Annotated in this window: 15 protein-coding genes and 2 pseudogenes; 11 read left to right on the top strand and 6 right to left on the bottom strand. The window is 63.2% G+C overall.

Annotation, left to right across the window (positions count from 1 at the left end; translation table 11 throughout):
- Positions 1-73: 73 nt before the first annotated feature.
- On the top strand, positions 74-1,501 hold the full coding sequence (pdxR, locus tag AC1DSF_RS19225; protein WP_478124210.1) for a MocR-like pyridoxine biosynthesis transcription factor PdxR: 1,428 nt from the start codon (positions 74-76) through the stop codon (positions 1,499-1,501).
- Between the two features lie 9 nt (positions 1,502-1,510).
- Here pdxR and AC1DSF_RS19220 read toward each other — a convergent pair whose 3' ends face one another.
- On the bottom strand, positions 1,511-1,729 hold the full coding sequence (locus tag AC1DSF_RS19220) for an oxidoreductase C-terminal domain-containing protein (RefSeq protein WP_478124209.1): 219 nt from the start codon (positions 1,727-1,729) through the stop codon (positions 1,511-1,513).
- Between AC1DSF_RS19220 and AC1DSF_RS19215 the strand changes: the two genes are divergently transcribed.
- Entirely contained in the window at positions 1,643-2,113 is a 471-nt protein-coding gene (locus AC1DSF_RS19215; protein WP_478124208.1) for an ABC transporter permease subunit, read from the top strand. The two genes, AC1DSF_RS19220 and AC1DSF_RS19215, sit on opposite strands and share 87 nt — an antisense overlap.
- A gap of 66 nt (positions 2,114-2,179) precedes the next feature.
- Positions 2,180-2,440: pseudogene (locus AC1DSF_RS19210) on the top strand (SDR family NAD(P)-dependent oxidoreductase); the annotation flags it as partial.
- Positions 2,441-2,461: 21 nt separating this feature from the next.
- Here AC1DSF_RS19210 and AC1DSF_RS19205 read toward each other — a convergent pair.
- From AC1DSF_RS19205 to AC1DSF_RS19190, 4 genes and pseudogenes are all read right to left on the bottom strand, one after another.
- The gene (locus AC1DSF_RS19205; protein ID WP_478183247.1) at positions 2,462-3,418 is read right to left on the bottom strand and encodes an AraC family transcriptional regulator; all 957 of its coding nucleotides are present in this window, start codon (positions 3,416-3,418) and stop codon (positions 2,462-2,464) included.
- Positions 3,419-3,445: 27 nt separating this feature from the next.
- Positions 3,446-4,363: an NADP-dependent oxidoreductase gene (locus tag AC1DSF_RS19200; RefSeq protein WP_478183246.1), complete on the bottom strand. Its 918-nt coding sequence runs from the start codon at positions 4,361-4,363 to the stop codon at positions 3,446-3,448.
- Positions 4,364-4,453: 90 nt separating this feature from the next.
- Positions 4,454-4,990, bottom strand: a pseudogene (locus AC1DSF_RS19195) (carboxymuconolactone decarboxylase family protein); the annotation flags it as partial.
- Between the two features lie 57 nt (positions 4,991-5,047).
- Entirely contained in the window at positions 5,048-5,743 is a 696-nt protein-coding gene (locus AC1DSF_RS19190) for a nitroreductase family protein (RefSeq protein ID WP_478124205.1), read from the bottom strand.
- Positions 5,744-6,109: 366 nt separating this feature from the next.
- Here AC1DSF_RS19190 and AC1DSF_RS19185 point away from each other — a divergent pair, with 366 nt between their 5' ends.
- The 5 genes from AC1DSF_RS19185 to AC1DSF_RS19165 all read left to right on the top strand — a co-directional run bounded on the left by AC1DSF_RS19185 (position 6,110) and on the right by AC1DSF_RS19165 (position 10,575).
- Positions 6,110-6,718, top strand: coding sequence for a TetR/AcrR family transcriptional regulator (locus tag AC1DSF_RS19185; RefSeq protein WP_478124695.1), 609 nt, complete (start codon positions 6,110-6,112; stop codon positions 6,716-6,718).
- 82 nt (positions 6,719-6,800) lie between these two features.
- Positions 6,801-7,613 (top strand): oxidoreductase, encoded by an 813-nt coding sequence (locus AC1DSF_RS19180; RefSeq protein ID WP_478183245.1) that lies wholly within the window; start codon positions 6,801-6,803, stop codon positions 7,611-7,613.
- A gap of 55 nt (positions 7,614-7,668) precedes the next feature.
- On the top strand, positions 7,669-8,655 hold the full coding sequence (acuI, locus tag AC1DSF_RS19175) for an acrylyl-CoA reductase (NADPH) (RefSeq protein WP_478124694.1): 987 nt from the start codon (positions 7,669-7,671) through the stop codon (positions 8,653-8,655).
- A 22-nt stretch (positions 8,656-8,677) separates the two neighbouring features.
- Positions 8,678-9,679 carry an NADP-dependent oxidoreductase gene (locus tag AC1DSF_RS19170; RefSeq protein ID WP_478183244.1) on the top strand — a complete coding sequence of 334 codons (1,002 nt, stop codon included), beginning with the start codon at positions 8,678-8,680 and terminating at the stop codon, positions 9,677-9,679.
- Positions 9,680-9,750: 71 nt separating this feature from the next.
- Positions 9,751-10,575: an SDR family NAD(P)-dependent oxidoreductase gene (locus AC1DSF_RS19165; RefSeq protein ID WP_478124202.1), complete on the top strand. Its 825-nt coding sequence runs from the start codon at positions 9,751-9,753 to the stop codon at positions 10,573-10,575.
- Between the two features lie 82 nt (positions 10,576-10,657).
- Here AC1DSF_RS19165 and AC1DSF_RS19160 read toward each other — a convergent pair whose 3' ends face one another.
- Positions 10,658-11,614: a LysR family transcriptional regulator gene (locus AC1DSF_RS19160; RefSeq protein ID WP_478124201.1), complete on the bottom strand. Its 957-nt coding sequence runs from the start codon at positions 11,612-11,614 to the stop codon at positions 10,658-10,660.
- A 130-nt stretch (positions 11,615-11,744) separates the two neighbouring features.
- On the opposite strand from AC1DSF_RS19160, the gene AC1DSF_RS19155 reads away from it, so the two are divergent.
- Genes AC1DSF_RS19155 through AC1DSF_RS19145 form a run of 3 tightly spaced genes read left to right on the top strand, consistent with a single transcriptional unit; the run spans position 11,745 to position 14,434 of the window.
- Positions 11,745-12,677, top strand: coding sequence for a dihydrodipicolinate synthase family protein (locus AC1DSF_RS19155; protein ID WP_478124200.1), 933 nt, complete (start codon positions 11,745-11,747; stop codon positions 12,675-12,677).
- Positions 12,678-12,698: 21 nt separating this feature from the next.
- Positions 12,699-13,691 carry a Bug family tripartite tricarboxylate transporter substrate binding protein gene (locus AC1DSF_RS19150; RefSeq protein WP_478183243.1) on the top strand — a complete coding sequence of 331 codons (993 nt, stop codon included), beginning with the start codon at positions 12,699-12,701 and terminating at the stop codon, positions 13,689-13,691.
- A 41-nt stretch (positions 13,692-13,732) separates the two neighbouring features.
- Positions 13,733-14,434, top strand: a complete 702-nt coding sequence (locus tag AC1DSF_RS19145) for an SDR family NAD(P)-dependent oxidoreductase (RefSeq protein WP_478124198.1) — start codon at positions 13,733-13,735, stop codon at positions 14,432-14,434.
- Positions 14,435-14,536: the final 102 nt, after the last annotated feature.

Here is a 14,536-nt window from a genome sequence, read left to right as displayed (position 1 = left end):
CGCCCGATAACTTCGAGACTAGGTCCGAAATGCCTCATGTCATTGGGCCAAGAAAGGAGAAAATGACTGGGCCATGCCCGCACTGCCCGCACTCGACCGCGATACCTCGATGCCATTGCATCGGCAGATTTATCGCCGATTTCGCACTGCGATCGACGAGGGTGTACTGAAGCCTGGAGACCGCGTCGCGTCCGCCCGGGCCCTGGCGAGCGAGCTGGATGTTGCGCGTGGCACGGTCGAGATGGCCTACAGCCAGCTCTCGGGCGAGGGCTACTTCACCGCCCGCGGACCCGCGGGAACCGTGGTCTCGCCCGCATTGCCGCTGCGCCGCTCGCCGCGCCCGACGTCCGCGTCCGGCACTGCAAGAGTCTCGGCGTCGCCTTTGGCGAGCATCACCGGGGCGACGGAGCCGCTTCCGCTCCAGATGGGGGTGCCGGCCTTCGACGTGTTCCCGCGCAAGCTCTGGGCCAGGCTGGCCGCAAGGCGTATCCGGGCCACCAGCGTGGCAGAAATGAACTATGGAGATCCCGCGGGACACCTGCCTCTGCGCGAAGCGATCGCAGCCTATGTGGGCGTCTCTCGGGGCGTCTCCTGCAGCGCTGAGCAAGTGTTCGTGACGCCGGGCTACCGCAGTTCCCTTGCGATTGCCGCACGGGTTCTCCTGAAGCGCGGCGCCCGGGTGTGGGTCGAAGACCCGGGCTACCTCCCGACGATCCAGGTGTTGCGCGAAGCGGGAATGCGCCCCGCGTGGGTGGCGGTCGATGTTGAAGGGCTTCGGGTGGACCTGGGCCGTCGCAAGGCTCCTGATGCGCGCATGGCAGTCATCACGCCGTCGCATCAGGCGCCGCTGGGCGTCTCGATGTCGCTGCCGCGCCGACTGGAACTGCTCGATTGGGCCTCGCAGGCGCACGGCTGGATCGTGGAGGATGACTATGACGGTGAGTACCGCTACGCGGGCCCGCCGCTGCCCGCGCTGAAGAGCCTCGATGGCAATGACCGCGTTGTCTATGCCGGCAGCTTCTCCAAAGTTCTGTATCCGGGCTTGGCATTGGGCTACCTCGTGGTGCCGGAGCGCCAATGCGAGGCCTTTGCGGCGGCGGCGCGGGCCACTTCGAACGGGTGTCCTCAGCTGATGCAAGCGATCGCCGCGGACTTCATGCGCGAAGGTCACTTCGCGCGGCACCTCAAGAAGATGCGGCTGCTCTATGCACGCCGCCGCGAGCTGCTCGCGGTCGCGTTGCAGCAGATCTTCGGCGAGGAAGTCGACGTGGCGTTGCAGGGGGGCGGCATGCATCTCATTGCGCGTTTCGCCGATGCAAGTCCGGGCGATGTCGAACTCGCCCGACGTGCACAAGCGGCGGGGCTCTACGCGCAGGCGCTCTCCGAGCGGGGCAGCGCGGCATTGCGCGACCAGGGGCTGCTCCTGGGCTTCACGAACGTCGCCTCGCAAGCGCAGGCACGCCGCATCGCGAAGCGGCTGCAATCAGCCCTCGCTCCCTGATTCGCGACTTCAGAAATGAAAACCTTCCGCGGCGAGCTCGGCTCTGTGCAGCGACGCTTGTTCGGTCAGCAGCTTGCGCAATCGACGGATCTCCCGGGGCCGGTTGATGCCGACTGCGCCCACCACCTCATCGCTGCGCAGGTGGACGAAGAGCCGGTCGTTTGCGCCCGGCAGGGTCGCAAGCACGGCATCGCTGCGGGTCGGAGCGCCCAGCACCTGCAGGTTCACGCCGTACTGGTCCGCGCGGCTCTCAACCCTCTGTCAAGCTCGCTTTCCGGTGTCGATGTGAATCGCGTCCTGATGATCGGCTGGGGCGTCGCTGGCGCGATCGGCGCCGTCGCGGGCCTATTGGCGGCGCCTGTCGTCTTCCTCAGCCCCAACATGATGAGCGGGATCATGATCTACGGCTTTGCCGCGGCCGTCGTGGGCGGTGTGGACAGTCCTCCAGGGGCCATCCTCGGCGGACTGCTGCTGGGAATCGGAGAGAACTTGCTCGGCGCCTACGTGACCGGCAACGAACTCAAGCTGACGATCGCGCTTGCCGTCATGTTCGCGATCCTCGTCGTGCGTCCGCAGGGCCTGCTGAGCGGAAAGGCCATCCAACGTGTTTGAAACGATAAAGCATTGCGCGCGCCGGTCGGCGCGTCATTGATGGCCCCGCAGCATGCCTGCCATGGTGTGGGCCTGCGCTCGCACTACATCGCAAGCCGCTGCGCCGCGCCTAAGATGGTGGCGCGCCGGCAGGGACTCATCGTCAACACTTCATCAGGGGGCGCCGTGAGATACACGTTCAACGTGCCCTTCGGCGTGCAGAAAGCGGGCGTCGACAAGATGGCCAAGGACATGGCGCACGACCTGAAGCCTTTCGGCGTCGCCTCCCTCGAGTATGGATTCACCGACATCGACGGGCGGATGCCGGCGAAACCTTCGCGCACCTGATTGACTGAGAAGTGAGCGCCACTATTGCCCCACACGCGCCGAACGGCGCCATTGCCCGGGCGTCATTCCCATCCATTCGGCAAACGCACGCCGGAATGCTGCCTCGGATTGATACCCTACGGACTCGCCGACTGCCGCGGTTGCGATCCCCGGCTTTGTCAACGCGTTGGCGGCCAGACTCATGCGGATATCGGTCAGCAGTTCGATGGCCGAGCGCCCTAGCTTGTCCTGAAAGTGCCGCATAAAGGTGGCGCGAGACATGCTGCACAAGTCAGCCAACTCAGGCAGCTTCCAGGGGCGTGCTGGATCTGCAAATAAGGCTGAAATGGCCGGCGCCAGGCGTGGGTGACCGGCCAATGCCAATAAGCCCGCCGGGGCGTGCTCGGATTCGCTCGCTGCGCGCAGCACAAGCGTGAACAGCGCCGAGGAGAGCGCGTTCAGCACTGCATTCGCGCCCAGTTTGCTGCTGGTGGTCTCCAGCCGCATCAGGCCCATCAGACCGGTCAGGTGCTGTGAAGCGGAGGTGAAGCATTCGTCGGTATTGCTGTCCGACGCCCGTATGACGACATTCGTGGGCAGGTAATTGCGAATCAAGCGATCATGCGGTTGCCCGATGAAGAACCTCCCGCACAACAGATCCAGACGCTCGCCCGCGCCATCGTTCTCGCTGAGCATCCAACCTCCCGAATCTCGGCGATTTTGTGTGGGCGCCGGGGCTGCTCCACTGCCATCGTCCAGCACGTGCTCCGAGCCGTGAGGCAGCAGCACAACGTCTCCGCCCACCAGTTCCGTGAACGTCTCCATCTTCGAATCTTTGAGAATGGCCCGGCCCTTCAGCACGACGTGGTAGGGAATCTCGTCTGCCGCGGCCTGCGGCCAGGAGACGCGCCAAGGGGCGCCGTAAGCGCAGCGGACCTCCAGCCGGCCTGTGACGGTGATCATTTGCAGGAGCTGGCTCAACCAGTCGACTTGGGACATTGGAATTCGGGAGGTGAAAGTGCCTTGTCACGGACGAATCCGGATGACCGTCTTCCCATTGATCCTCTCGGTGCTGTTGAAGGCGGCGACAGCATTTTCGAGAGGCACGACTCTGGCGATGTGCGTGCGCAGTCGTCCATCCCGCACCCGCCGGACGATCTCAGTGAGTTGTGCGCAGTCGGACTCAACAACGAAGTCGACTGCCAGGCCGTCAGTGGGCCGCGCTTCTGAGGGCCCTACGGCGGAGACCAACGTTCCTCCTGCTCGCACCAGGCGCGCGGACCGTTTCCCGATCTCGCCACCAATGAGATCGAACACCAGATCCACTCCGCCGACGTCTTCGAGGACATCGTTGTCGAGGTCGACGAACTCGTTCGCGCCGAAATCGAGAGCAGCCTGACGGTCAGCGGCGCGTCCGGTACCGACGACGTAGGCGCCGAACTCACGCGCGAGTTGTGTCACGATTGACCCAACAGCGCCCGCAGCGCCGTGGGCGAGTACCGTTTGGCCAGCACGAAGACGGCCATGATCGAACAGTCCCTGCCACGCAGTGAGACCCGAGATTGGCAGGCTGGCGCCCACGGCAAAGTCGACGTCACCTGAAAAGGGCGCCAGATTGCGGGCCTCGACCGCCGCATACTCCGCCAGGGTACCGTCGCGATACCAGTCGGTGATGCCCAATACCCGCTGGCCTACCGAGAGTCTCGTCGTGCCGTAGCCGAGAGCGGTGACCACTCCGGCAAACTCGTGTCCCGGGATGGCCGGTGTTCGGCTGCGGCTGACGCGATCCGTCCAAGTTGAAGGCCACGCTAACTCAGTGCCGACGAATCCCGACGCATAAACCTGAACGACGACATCGTTGATCGCGGGCACTGGGTCGGGGCGCTCCACCAGCTTCATCCCGGCTTTTCCGGCAGCCTGGTCCGTAACAACAATCGCTTTCATGAGAGCTCTCCTTTTTTAAGTTGCCTGGTCAGCGTCGAGGGCGGTGACTGCGAAGGCGACCAGGCCTTTCGACACGGGTTCAGAGCGCGCCGCCGGGGCAACGGCGGGAAAGTCCTTCTCAGGATCGAACACGTTGTTGAAGAAGTTCGTCAGTGAATACATGGCCACGAGCGCGACGATTTCGATGACGTGCGCATCCGTGTAGCCAGCATCGTGAACGGCTTGCAGATCGACATCACTGACTTTGCCGCGGTTCTCGATGACTTTGCGTGCGAATCGGACAGCGGCGTGCCGCTTCGGATCGGTGGCATACCCCAGCCGAGCGAGCTTAATTTCGTCGGCGGACATCTTAGCCATCCGCTCGGCCGTAAAGCTGTGAACCGCGAGGCAGTAGTCGCACCCGTTCACTTCCGAGACCGCAAGGCCGATGCTGTCGCGCGTCTTCACGTCCAGCACCTTGCTCAGCGAGCCGAGCAGTGTGGCCCATGAGTTGAACGCGATCGGGCTCAGCGCGAAGGTCGCCATCATGTTTGGGGTGAAGCCCATGTTCTTGGTGAACATGTCGAGGGTCGGCCTCGACTCTGCCGGCACTTGTTGCGGAGTGGGCGTGGGTAGCGTTCTGGACATCGTAGGCTCCTTAGGGTTTCAATGGTTCGAAAATTGGGGGCAAGGGTCTGTGCGTGTCTATACGAGATCCAGCACGTCGGCGACCGGGCGGCGCGGCTTTTGCGGCCAATTTCCCGCGCGCTCCGCTCCGACGGTCACCAACATGACCGGCACTTCGTTCTCGGCCAGCGCGAACTCGCGGACCAGCTCTTCGGCGTCGAAGCCGATCATGGGCGTCGAGCCAAGGCCCCAAGACCGGGCCACGTACATGAGTGCCGTCGCGGCGATGGCGCCAGTGCGCACCGCCTCGTCTCGCTGCTGCTGCGGGTCCTCGGCATACAGGCTATGAGCGGGGCTCTCCCATTCCGGCACCATCGTCGCCGGCATGATGCCCGCCTGCACCAACGGTGCCAGGCGCTGCGGAATCACGCTGGCATCGGCCAACTGACCGCAGATGATGAAGGTGACTGCAGCGTCTGTGATCGGCGGTTGATTCCAAGCAATCGGGCGCAACCGAGCTTTGGCTTCGGGCGTGCGCACGGCGATGAAGCGCCAGTTCTGCAAGTGGAAGGACGTCGGCGCGGTGGTGGTGATACGCACCAGCTCACCGATTTGTTCGTCGCTCAACGTGGCGTCCGGGTCGTAGTACTTGGCGGCGCTACGGCTGAGAATGTTTTCGACGACGGGATTGATCGCAGGGATCCCGTCCTGTACCAGTGCGCGGACGTTCGGGGTGGCACCGCTGGCAGATTTGATCGCAGGAATATCACTCATGATTCGGCCTCTTCAAAATAGGAGCCGCAACTTTAAAACCGGAGAATGCAAACTACGATACTCGTTTGGGTCATTGTTATGCTCCAAAGGATCACTGGCCAACGAGACTCGAAGCTCTCCTGATTGAAGAAAATCGCGGTCCTGTCGGCGACAAAATCGCCCAGGACACGGAGCAGGGCACGTGCTCGCAACGTCGAAGTGATGTGGCTCACAGGGCGGCTTGCACCGGACTTCAAGACCATTGCGGATTCAGACGCAGCAATGGCGCAGGCATCCGCAACGTGTGTCGACGCTTCATCGCTAGAAGAGCGCAAGCAAGGACGGTGTCGCCCAAAACATCACCAGCACGGATTTCCTGAATTGCGTATGATGTGCGTCATGCGACATCCGAAACGCACCAAACACACCGTCAGAACGGCCGCCAAGGACGCCTCACACGAGCGGATCGTGTCCGCCGCCGCCCGGGCGATCCGCCGCAGTGGCTACGACGGAACCGGAGTCGCCGACATCATGAAAGAGGCTGGCCTGACCCATGGCGCCTTCTATGCCCACTTCGCCTCGCGGGAGGCCATGCTGGCGGAAGCAGCGGAGCGGGCCTGTACGGAGTCGGCCGCCGTGGCGGCAGAGGCGGCTGCCAGCGTGCCCCCGGAACAGGCCTTGACCTACATGCTCCACGCCTATCTCTCGCGAGAGAACCTGGAGCAGGTGGAGCGGGGATGCCCGCTGGCTGCGTTGGGCTCGGAGACCGCGCGCCAAGCGCCCGAAGTCCGGCGCGTGACCACTCGATACATCAAGGAAATGGTCGACCTTGTTGCCCGTCAATCGCCGGATTGGGGGCAGGCCCACGCCCACGAACGCGCCCTTGTGACCGTCGCCACCATGGTCGGCACTTTGCTATTGGCTCGCGTCGTTGACGAGCCTGCGTTATCTGACAACCTGCGCGAGGCTGCCTTGAAGCACCTGCCCATCGCCTGACGCCACCGAAACCCGTCGCTTCTTCGCTCGCTTGAAAATATGATGACGATCATATGAATATCAAATCCTGAAGGGAAACAGCATGAACACGAAAAGCAAGGTGGCCCTCGTGACTGGGGCCTCGTCTGGCATCGGCGCAGCCATCGCGCATCGGCTGTCAAAGGCTGGCTACAAGGTATACGGCACCAGCCGGCGCGGTGGACAGGCGGGCCAGCGAGCCTTCGAGATGCTGCCACTCGATGTGACCCAGGACACGTCGGTCGATGCTGTGGTCCAGCAGTTGCTCCAGTCAGAGGGCCGCATCGATCTGCTGGTCAACAACGCCGGCTTTGGAGTCGCGCCAGGCGGCGCGGAGGAGAGTTCGATTGCGCAGGCCCAAGCCATCTTCGACACCAACTTTTTCGGCATGGTGCGGATGATCCGGTCCGTCGTACCTCATATGCGTCGCCAGGCGAGCGGTCGCATCATCAACATCGGCTCCGTGGTGGGGTTCCTGCCCGCACCTTATATGGCGCTGTACTCCGCCACCAAACACGCGGTCGCCGGCTATTCGGAATCGCTGGACCATGAAATGCGCACGCAGGGCATTCGCGTCTCGGTCGTGGAGCCTCCCTATATCAACACGCCGTTCGAAGCGAATTCGATCCAGCCCGACAAACCTCTGGACATGTACCGCGAAATTCGCGCCGGCGTGGAGCAGCGGGTCAAGGAGGGAATCGCCGGCGCAGACGGGCCTGAGGTGGTGGCCGACGTCGTGTTGAAGGCGGCCACGGCCACACAACCCAAGACCCACTACGCCCCCGGCGTTGCCAGCCGTCTGCGCCTGCTGCGCAGGTTTGCGCCCGCCAGAGTGCTCGACGCCGGGGTGCGCAAAGAACTTCGGCTTGACGCATAGGCGGCCCGCTGCTTCGCAGGCAACTCCCAGCAACACTCCATTGAAAGAGAAGACGATGACCTTCCAAGCACTGCTCGCCAGCAAGACAGGCGACAAGATCACCACCAGCGTGGTCTCCCTGAGTGAACCGGACCTCATGCCAGGGGACGTGGTGGTCGACGTCGACTACTCCACCGTGAACTACAAGGACGCGATGGCCATTACCGGTCGCGCGCCGGTCATTCGCCAGTTTCCTTTGATTCCCGGCATCGACTTCGCCGGCACAGTCAAGACTTCTTCCTACCCCGGCATCGCTGCCGGCGACCGCGTGGTCGCCAATGGCTGGGGCTTGAGCCAAACTCATCACGGTGGCTATGCACAGCAGGCGCGCGTGAAGGGTGAGTGGCTGGTCAAGCTCCCAGCGGCCTTGTCGACCAGAGATGCGATGGCCATCGGAACGGCGGGGTATACGGCGATGCTGTCTGTGCTTGCGCTTGAACACGGCGGGCTCACGCCCCAGCATGGCGACGTTCTCGTGACGGGCGCCAATGGCGGGGTCGGTTCCATCGCCATCGCCTTGCTGTCGGGTCTCGGTTACCGGGTCATTGCCTCCACGGGGCGACTGGAGGAAAGCGACTATCTGCGCAACCTGGGGGCAGCCGACATCATCGATCGCCGAACGCTTTCGGAGCCGGCGGCACCGATAGCCAGCGAAAGGTGGGCTGGCGCCGTCGACTCGGTCGGCAGCCACACGCTGGCCAACGTGCTGGCACAGACAAAGTATCGAGGCGTGGTCACCGCTTGCGGCCTGGCCCAGGGCACCGATCTTCCGGCCTCGGTGCTGCCTTTCATCTTGCGCAATGTGACGCTGGCCGGCATCGATTCGGTCAACGCCCCCCAACACGTGCGCATCGAGGCTTGGTCACGGCTGGCGCGAGACATGGACTTGGAAAAACTCGCGCGAACGACACAGGTCGTTGGCCTTGCCGAGGTGCCCGCCGTCGTCGAGCGATTGTTCGCAGGAAAAGTCCAGGGCCGTACGGTTGTCGACGTCAACGCATGAGTACGCAGGAACACGGAAAGATATGAAGGCACTTACCTTCAAACGCTATGGCAAATCTCCCGAGATCGGGATTGCCGAAGTTCCCCGCCCGACGCTGAAGCCCGACCAACTGCTGGTCCAGGTCCACGCCGCGGGCGTGAACCCGATCGATAACGTCATCCCGACTGGAGTCTTCAAAGCCGTCCTGCGGTTCGAGCTTCCGGCGACGCTGGGCAGCGATTTGGCCGGTGTGGTGACGGAGGTCGGCAGTCGCGTGACCCGATTCAAGCCTGGCGACGCCGTCTTCGCCAGCATTTTCGACCTGGGTACGGGCTCGATCGCCGAGTTCGCGGTGGTGCCGGAGAGCGTTGCCGCGATGAAGCCGGCCAATCTGGACTTCGTGCAGGCGGCCTCGATCCCGATGGTAGGGCTCACCTCATGGCAAGCGCTGAAGGAACGCGCCAATCTTCGGGCCGGGCAAAAGGTGTTCATCCCGGCGGGCTCTGGTGGTATTGGCACCTTTGCGATTCAGCTGGCAAAGCACCTCGGCGCCGAGGTGGGAACGACCACCAGCACGGGCAACGTCGAACTGGTGCGCGGCCTTGGCGCAGACGAGGTGGTCGACTACAAGAAGCAGGAGTTCGAGAACGTGCTGCGCGGCTACGACGCAGTGCTTGGCACGGTCAGGGGCGACGTGTTGGAAAAAGCCGTCGACATCCTCAAGCCGCGCGGCGCGATGGTCTCTCTGGTCGGGCCGCTGGACGCGGCATTCGCTCGCGCTCGAAGGCTGAATTTCGTCCTGACGTTCGTCTTCGCGATGATGAGCCGAAAGATCAAGCGGCTGGCGAAAAGGCGCGACGTCACCTACTCATTCCTCTTTGTGCGCCCGAACGGCAATCAACTCGCCGATATCGGTGAACTCCTCAAGGCCGAGCGCATCCGGCCGGTGATCGACAAGGTGTTTCCGTTCGAGCAAGCCAAGGAAGCACTTGAATACCTCGCGCAGGGACGTTCCAGGGGCAAGGTCGTCGTCAAGATGAGATAGAGGCGGTCGGCAACCGCAAAGTCCCGGAGAACCGAGCCAGGATCATTTTTTTGCAGGATAAGGAGAGCGATTTGAATACAACCTCAGCCGTCCACGCCGGCAAGCGGGCGTTGGTGACCGGCGCATCAAGCGGCATCGGCGCTGCCATTGCGCGTGAGCTCGCGGCGCTCGGCGTTGACCTGGTGCTGACCGCGCGCCGCCGCGATGCGCTCGAGGTGGTTGCCGCGAGTTGCAAGGGCGTTAAGGTCGAGACCGTCACCGCGGACCTCGGCAAGCCCGACGCCGCGCGCGCACTGTGGGCTGCAGCCACTGCCAGCGGCCCCATCGACATCCTGATCAACAACGCCGGATTCGGCTACTTCCGCCGATTTGACGAGGTCGATTGGGCGCGCGACGCTGAACTCGTCCAGCTCAACATGACCTCGCTCGTCGCGCTCGCGCGATGCTTCGTCGATGCGCGCAAGGCAAGCACCGGGCCTGCGCACATGGTGAACATCGCATCGACTGGCGCGTACCAGTCTGTGCCGAACATGGCGCTTTATGCAGCGTCGAAGGCGTTCGTGCGCAACTTCAGCGAGAGTCTCCATGACGAGCATCGCGGCACGCCGCTGTCGGTGACCTGCATCTGCCCTGGCGGCACCGAAACGGCGTTCCACGCCGCGTCCGGCGGGGGTGACTACTCGTGGATCGCGAACGCGTCGACGAAAAGCGCGGAGTTCGTCGCGCACGCCGCAATCCGCGCGATGCTGCGTGGAAAGCGCACGGTTGTGCCCGGCTTGTTCAACAAGCTGTCGTGCTTCGGCGTGCGCTTCCTGACGCGGCGGTTCGCGTCGCGCGTGGCGACGCAAGTGCTCGGCAAGCCACGGTTGGCGCTGCCGGCACGAAGAGTGACTTGAGAGAGGTGGTCAACGTCTGCGTCATGGCATCCCCCGCCGCTCATGCGGCGGCGAACTGATCGACCAAGGGAGCCACGAGGTCTCAGGGCCCCTTGATCTGTTGCCACAAGGCATCTGCCATCGGAGTCTGTGCCGCCGTGGCGTGGAACAAGTGAATTTCCACGGGCATCCGCCATTCATCGTGGTCACCGTCGTTGTCCCGCTCTACGACCTGGTCAGCCGCAACCAGGCGGCCGTCGGTGAGTTCAGCATTGACCAGGCTCTGCGGCAACCACGCCAAGCCGCGGCCGGCCAGTGCCAGATTCTTGAGCAGCCCGGTATGGTGCGAAGTGACGACAGGCTTGAAGCGCATCGGGTCGTACACCTTGCACATCCGCACCCGCATGATCTGGCCCAGCCAGGACTCTTCGCTGTATGCAAGCATCGGCACGGGCGTGTCGTCGGCGCTGCGGACGGGATGCTGCGCCGCGCCTGTGGGGGCAGGGGCAGACACAGGGATCAGCCGATCCATACCGACGCAGGCAAACTCAAAATCCGGGGCCAGCAGCCGCGTTGGTACTGCGGGATGTCCGTAACAGAGCAGAAACTGCACGCGACGGTGCAGCAAAAGTTCTTCGCAGGCCCTGAAGCTGTCGGAAACCATGTGGATCGGCCCGAGCTGCGTTGAAAGCTGCTGCTCGATCCGCTGCAGCCAGCCGGGGAAGAAGGCCAAGGACAAGACATGCGTTGCCGCAAAACGCAGGCTCTGTTCAGCTTGGTCGTGAGCCTCGTTGGCCTGGGTGCGTGCCTGTGACAGCCGCAGCACCACGTCACGGGCCGTCGACAGGATGACCTCGCCTGCCGGCGTCACGGATGCGGGGTGTTGAGTGCGGTCGATGAGTGCCACGCCCGTCCACTCCTCGAGTGAGCGGATGTGCCGACTGAATGCGGGCTGGGCGATGTTGCGCGCTTGCGCCGCACGTGAGAAGTTGCCGATTTCGGAGAGCGTCAGGAAGTCCTCGAGCCATTCGAGGTCGAGCGGCCGATTAACAGGGCCCATTGTTCAATGTTCCACCATGCTCGGATGTCTCAAGGAAGTTCCGAATAGTTCTATGCGATTCGGGTATTGGACCCCTGTCAGCCCAGCCCGGATGATCCGGCACATTCCAAACCACTCACGAGATACGAACATGCCGGCCATCGCAAATTATCGCGGGATTATTCCCGCCATTGCCTGCCCCTTTACCGCCGACGGTGCCATTGACGAGCCTTCGCTGCGCCATCTGGCGTCCTGGCTCGGCGGCCACAAGGGTGTGGTCGCAATCATGACCAACGGGCACACGGGAGAAGTCTTCTCTCTCACGCCTGTGGAGCGCGCCGAGGTCACCCGCATCGTCGCTGACGAACTCAAGGGCAGGCTGCCAGTCATCTCCTCGATCGTCTGCGAAGGGCTGTCCGACGCTGCCGATCATGCCCGGATGGCCAAGGAGGCAGGTGCCGCTGCCCTCGACGTCATGCCGCCGCACCACTGGCTGCGCTTCGGCTTCCATGCCGACCATGCGTTGGCCTATTTCGAGAACATCTGGCAGGCCTCGAAGCTTGACTTGGTGTGCCACGTCTACCCGGCTTACAGCAAGGCTTCGTACTCCTCGGCGCTTCTCGCCGATCTGGCGCGGCTGCCCTATATACAGGCCTTCAAGGTGGGCCAGCGCGAGATGAGCAAATACGCACGCGACTTGAAGGCCATCCGTGATGCGGATGCCAGCAAAGCCATCCTGACCTGTCACGACGAGTACCTTCTCGCCTCGATGGTGCAAGGAGTCGACGGTGCGCTGGTGGGCTTTGCCAGCTTCATCCCGCAACTGATCATCGACCTCTTTGCCTCGGTGAATAAGGGTGACCTGAACGAGGCAAGGCGCATCCAGGCCATCATCACGCCTCTCAAGGAGGCTGTATACGGTGCGGGCGAGCCCACCGGCGAAGCTCATGCTCGCATGAAGACGGCCATGAAGTGCGCAGGCGTCATTCCCAACGACTTCGTGCGCGCGCCCACGCATCGGCCTTCCGCGCAAGAAGAGGCCGAAATCCAACGCGCCGTGAGTTCGGCCGGTCTGGTCCGCTAAGCGCGGGCGCGAGGAGACAACATGCAAAACAAACCCACCCGCCGCCTGTTCATCCGGGTCGGCCTCTCGCTGGCTGCATTGGTCGGCACGCTATTGGCGCCGATGTCCACGGCTTGGGCCGACGCTTACCCGGCAAGGCCCGTGAAGATCATCATTCCGTTCCCGCCCGGCGGCACGCTCGATACCGTCGGCCGGCAGTTGGCGCAGAAGCTGAGTGAGCAGACCGGACAGAACTTCATCGTCGAGAATCGGCCGGGAGGTAACGGCGTCATTGGCGGGGATATGGTGTCGCGCGCATCAGCTGACGGCTATACGCTGCTGTTCAACGCGTCGACCTTTGTCACGGCGGCGATGACGATGAAATCGGTACCTTATAGCGTCGCCAGGGACTTCACACCCATCGCCTTGGTTGCCAAGGCACCCCTGTCCGTGGCGGTCAACAAGAACCTGCCGATCACCGACATCAAGTCGTTGATCAGTTATGCCAAGGCTCACCCGGGGAAAATGACCTTCGCCGTTGGTTCCATCGGCTCGGCGGGGCACCTGTCGACCGAACTGCTCAAGCGCGCTGGCAACCTCGACTATCTGATCGTGCCTTACAAGGGGACGGCACCGGCGTTTTCGGATTTGATTGGCGGACAGATCGACGGCTTCATCGACCCCATCTTGGGCTCACTGCAGTATCACAAGGGTGGGATGTTGCGAGTGATCGCGGTCACCTCGGCCAGCCGTGCACCTAGCCTACCGGAGGTTCCAACCGTGGGCGAAACCATCCCCGGCTATGAGTTCTACAGCTGGTACGGCCTCTGGGGTCCGGCCAAGCTACCGGCGGAGATTGCCGCCAAGTTAAATGCGGAGGTCAACAAGGCGCTCGCTACCGATATGAAAGGCAAGCTCCTGGAACAGGGGCTGCTTCTTACGCCGGGAAGCTCGGCGGACTTTGCAAGATTCCAGCAGGAAGACATGGTGCGCTCGCAAAAGATCATTTCCGAGGGAAACATACGTGTGGAATAGCCGAACAGCCCCCAAACCCTGGTTTCCAAGGAGTGCTCTCCATGAGTGATCTTGCTTCCCAGCATGTCGTGGTGAGCGGCAGCAGCAGTGGGATCGGCCAGGCCGTCGCCGCTTGGCTGCTCGCCGCCGGTTCACGTGTGACCGGATTGGACGTGGCCGCGCCGTCACTGGACCACCCGAGCTTTCATCATGTGCAGGTCGACCTGGGTGACGGCTTGGACATCGACCGCGTGGTGCCGCAGTTGCTGGACGCCCAAGCGTTCGTGCATGCAGCCGGTGTGTTGCGTGTCGGCCCGCTTGGTGCGCTCGACCATGCGGCCGGTGAACTGATGTGGAGCCTCCACGTCGATGCCGCCACTCGGCTCGCCGATGTGATGGTGCCGGCGATGGCGGCGCGTGGCCGTGGCCGAGTGGTGTTCATTGGCAGCCGAGTCGCCCAGGGGATGGCGGGGCGCAGTCAATACGCAGCCACGAAGGCCGCGCTGCTTGCCCTGGCCCGCAGTTGGGCAGCTGAGTTTGCGGCGCAGGGCGTCACTGTGAACGTCGTTTCGCCCGCCGCCACTCAGACCGCCATGCTGCAGGACCCGGCGCGGGCGGGCAGCGCGCCGCGCCTGCCACCGATTGGCCGCCTGATTCAGCCGGACGAAATCGCGGCACTGGTGGCCTACCTGCTTTCGAAACAGGCTGCTGCCATCACCGGGCAAGACATAGCCGTTTGCGGCGGTGCTTCGCTGCCGAAATAGGTCGCTCGCATCCCGAACCTCAAAGCGAAGGCAGAACCTCCTTTTGAAAGCGCCAGAGTGGCTGCCTTGCCGCGCTGGAAAGGACCTCGAGTTACGAGAACA

Source organism: Variovorax sp. 01N429 (genome assembly GCF_056399425.1).
This window is presented reverse-complemented; position numbering and strand designations above follow the sequence as displayed.

What these genes read in the sequence shown, in the direction of transcription:
- pdxR (WP_478124210.1), top strand. Translation starts at nt 74, where the DNA reads ATGCCCGCACTGCCCGCACTCGACCGCGATACCTCGATGCCATTGCAT.
- AC1DSF_RS19205 (WP_478183247.1), bottom strand. Translation starts at nt 3,418, where the DNA reads ATGTCCCAAGTCGACTGGTTGAGCCAGCTCCTGCAAATGATCACCGTC.
- AC1DSF_RS19200 (WP_478183246.1), bottom strand. Translation starts at nt 4,363, where the DNA reads ATGAAAGCGATTGTTGTTACGGACCAGGCTGCCGGAAAAGCCGGGATG.
- AC1DSF_RS19190 (WP_478124205.1), bottom strand. Translation starts at nt 5,743, where the DNA reads ATGAGTGATATTCCTGCGATCAAATCTGCCAGCGGTGCCACCCCGAAC.
- AC1DSF_RS19185 (WP_478124695.1), top strand. Translation starts at nt 6,110, where the DNA reads ATGATGTGCGTCATGCGACATCCGAAACGCACCAAACACACCGTCAGA.
- AC1DSF_RS19180 (WP_478183245.1), top strand. Translation starts at nt 6,801, where the DNA reads ATGAACACGAAAAGCAAGGTGGCCCTCGTGACTGGGGCCTCGTCTGGC.
- acuI (WP_478124694.1), top strand. Translation starts at nt 7,669, where the DNA reads ATGACCTTCCAAGCACTGCTCGCCAGCAAGACAGGCGACAAGATCACC.
- AC1DSF_RS19170 (WP_478183244.1), top strand. Translation starts at nt 8,678, where the DNA reads ATGAAGGCACTTACCTTCAAACGCTATGGCAAATCTCCCGAGATCGGG.
- AC1DSF_RS19160 (WP_478124201.1), bottom strand. Translation starts at nt 11,614, where the DNA reads ATGGGCCCTGTTAATCGGCCGCTCGACCTCGAATGGCTCGAGGACTTC.
- AC1DSF_RS19155 (WP_478124200.1), top strand. Translation starts at nt 11,745, where the DNA reads ATGCCGGCCATCGCAAATTATCGCGGGATTATTCCCGCCATTGCCTGC.
- AC1DSF_RS19150 (WP_478183243.1), top strand. Translation starts at nt 12,699, where the DNA reads ATGCAAAACAAACCCACCCGCCGCCTGTTCATCCGGGTCGGCCTCTCG.
- AC1DSF_RS19145 (WP_478124198.1), top strand. Translation starts at nt 13,733, where the DNA reads ATGAGTGATCTTGCTTCCCAGCATGTCGTGGTGAGCGGCAGCAGCAGT.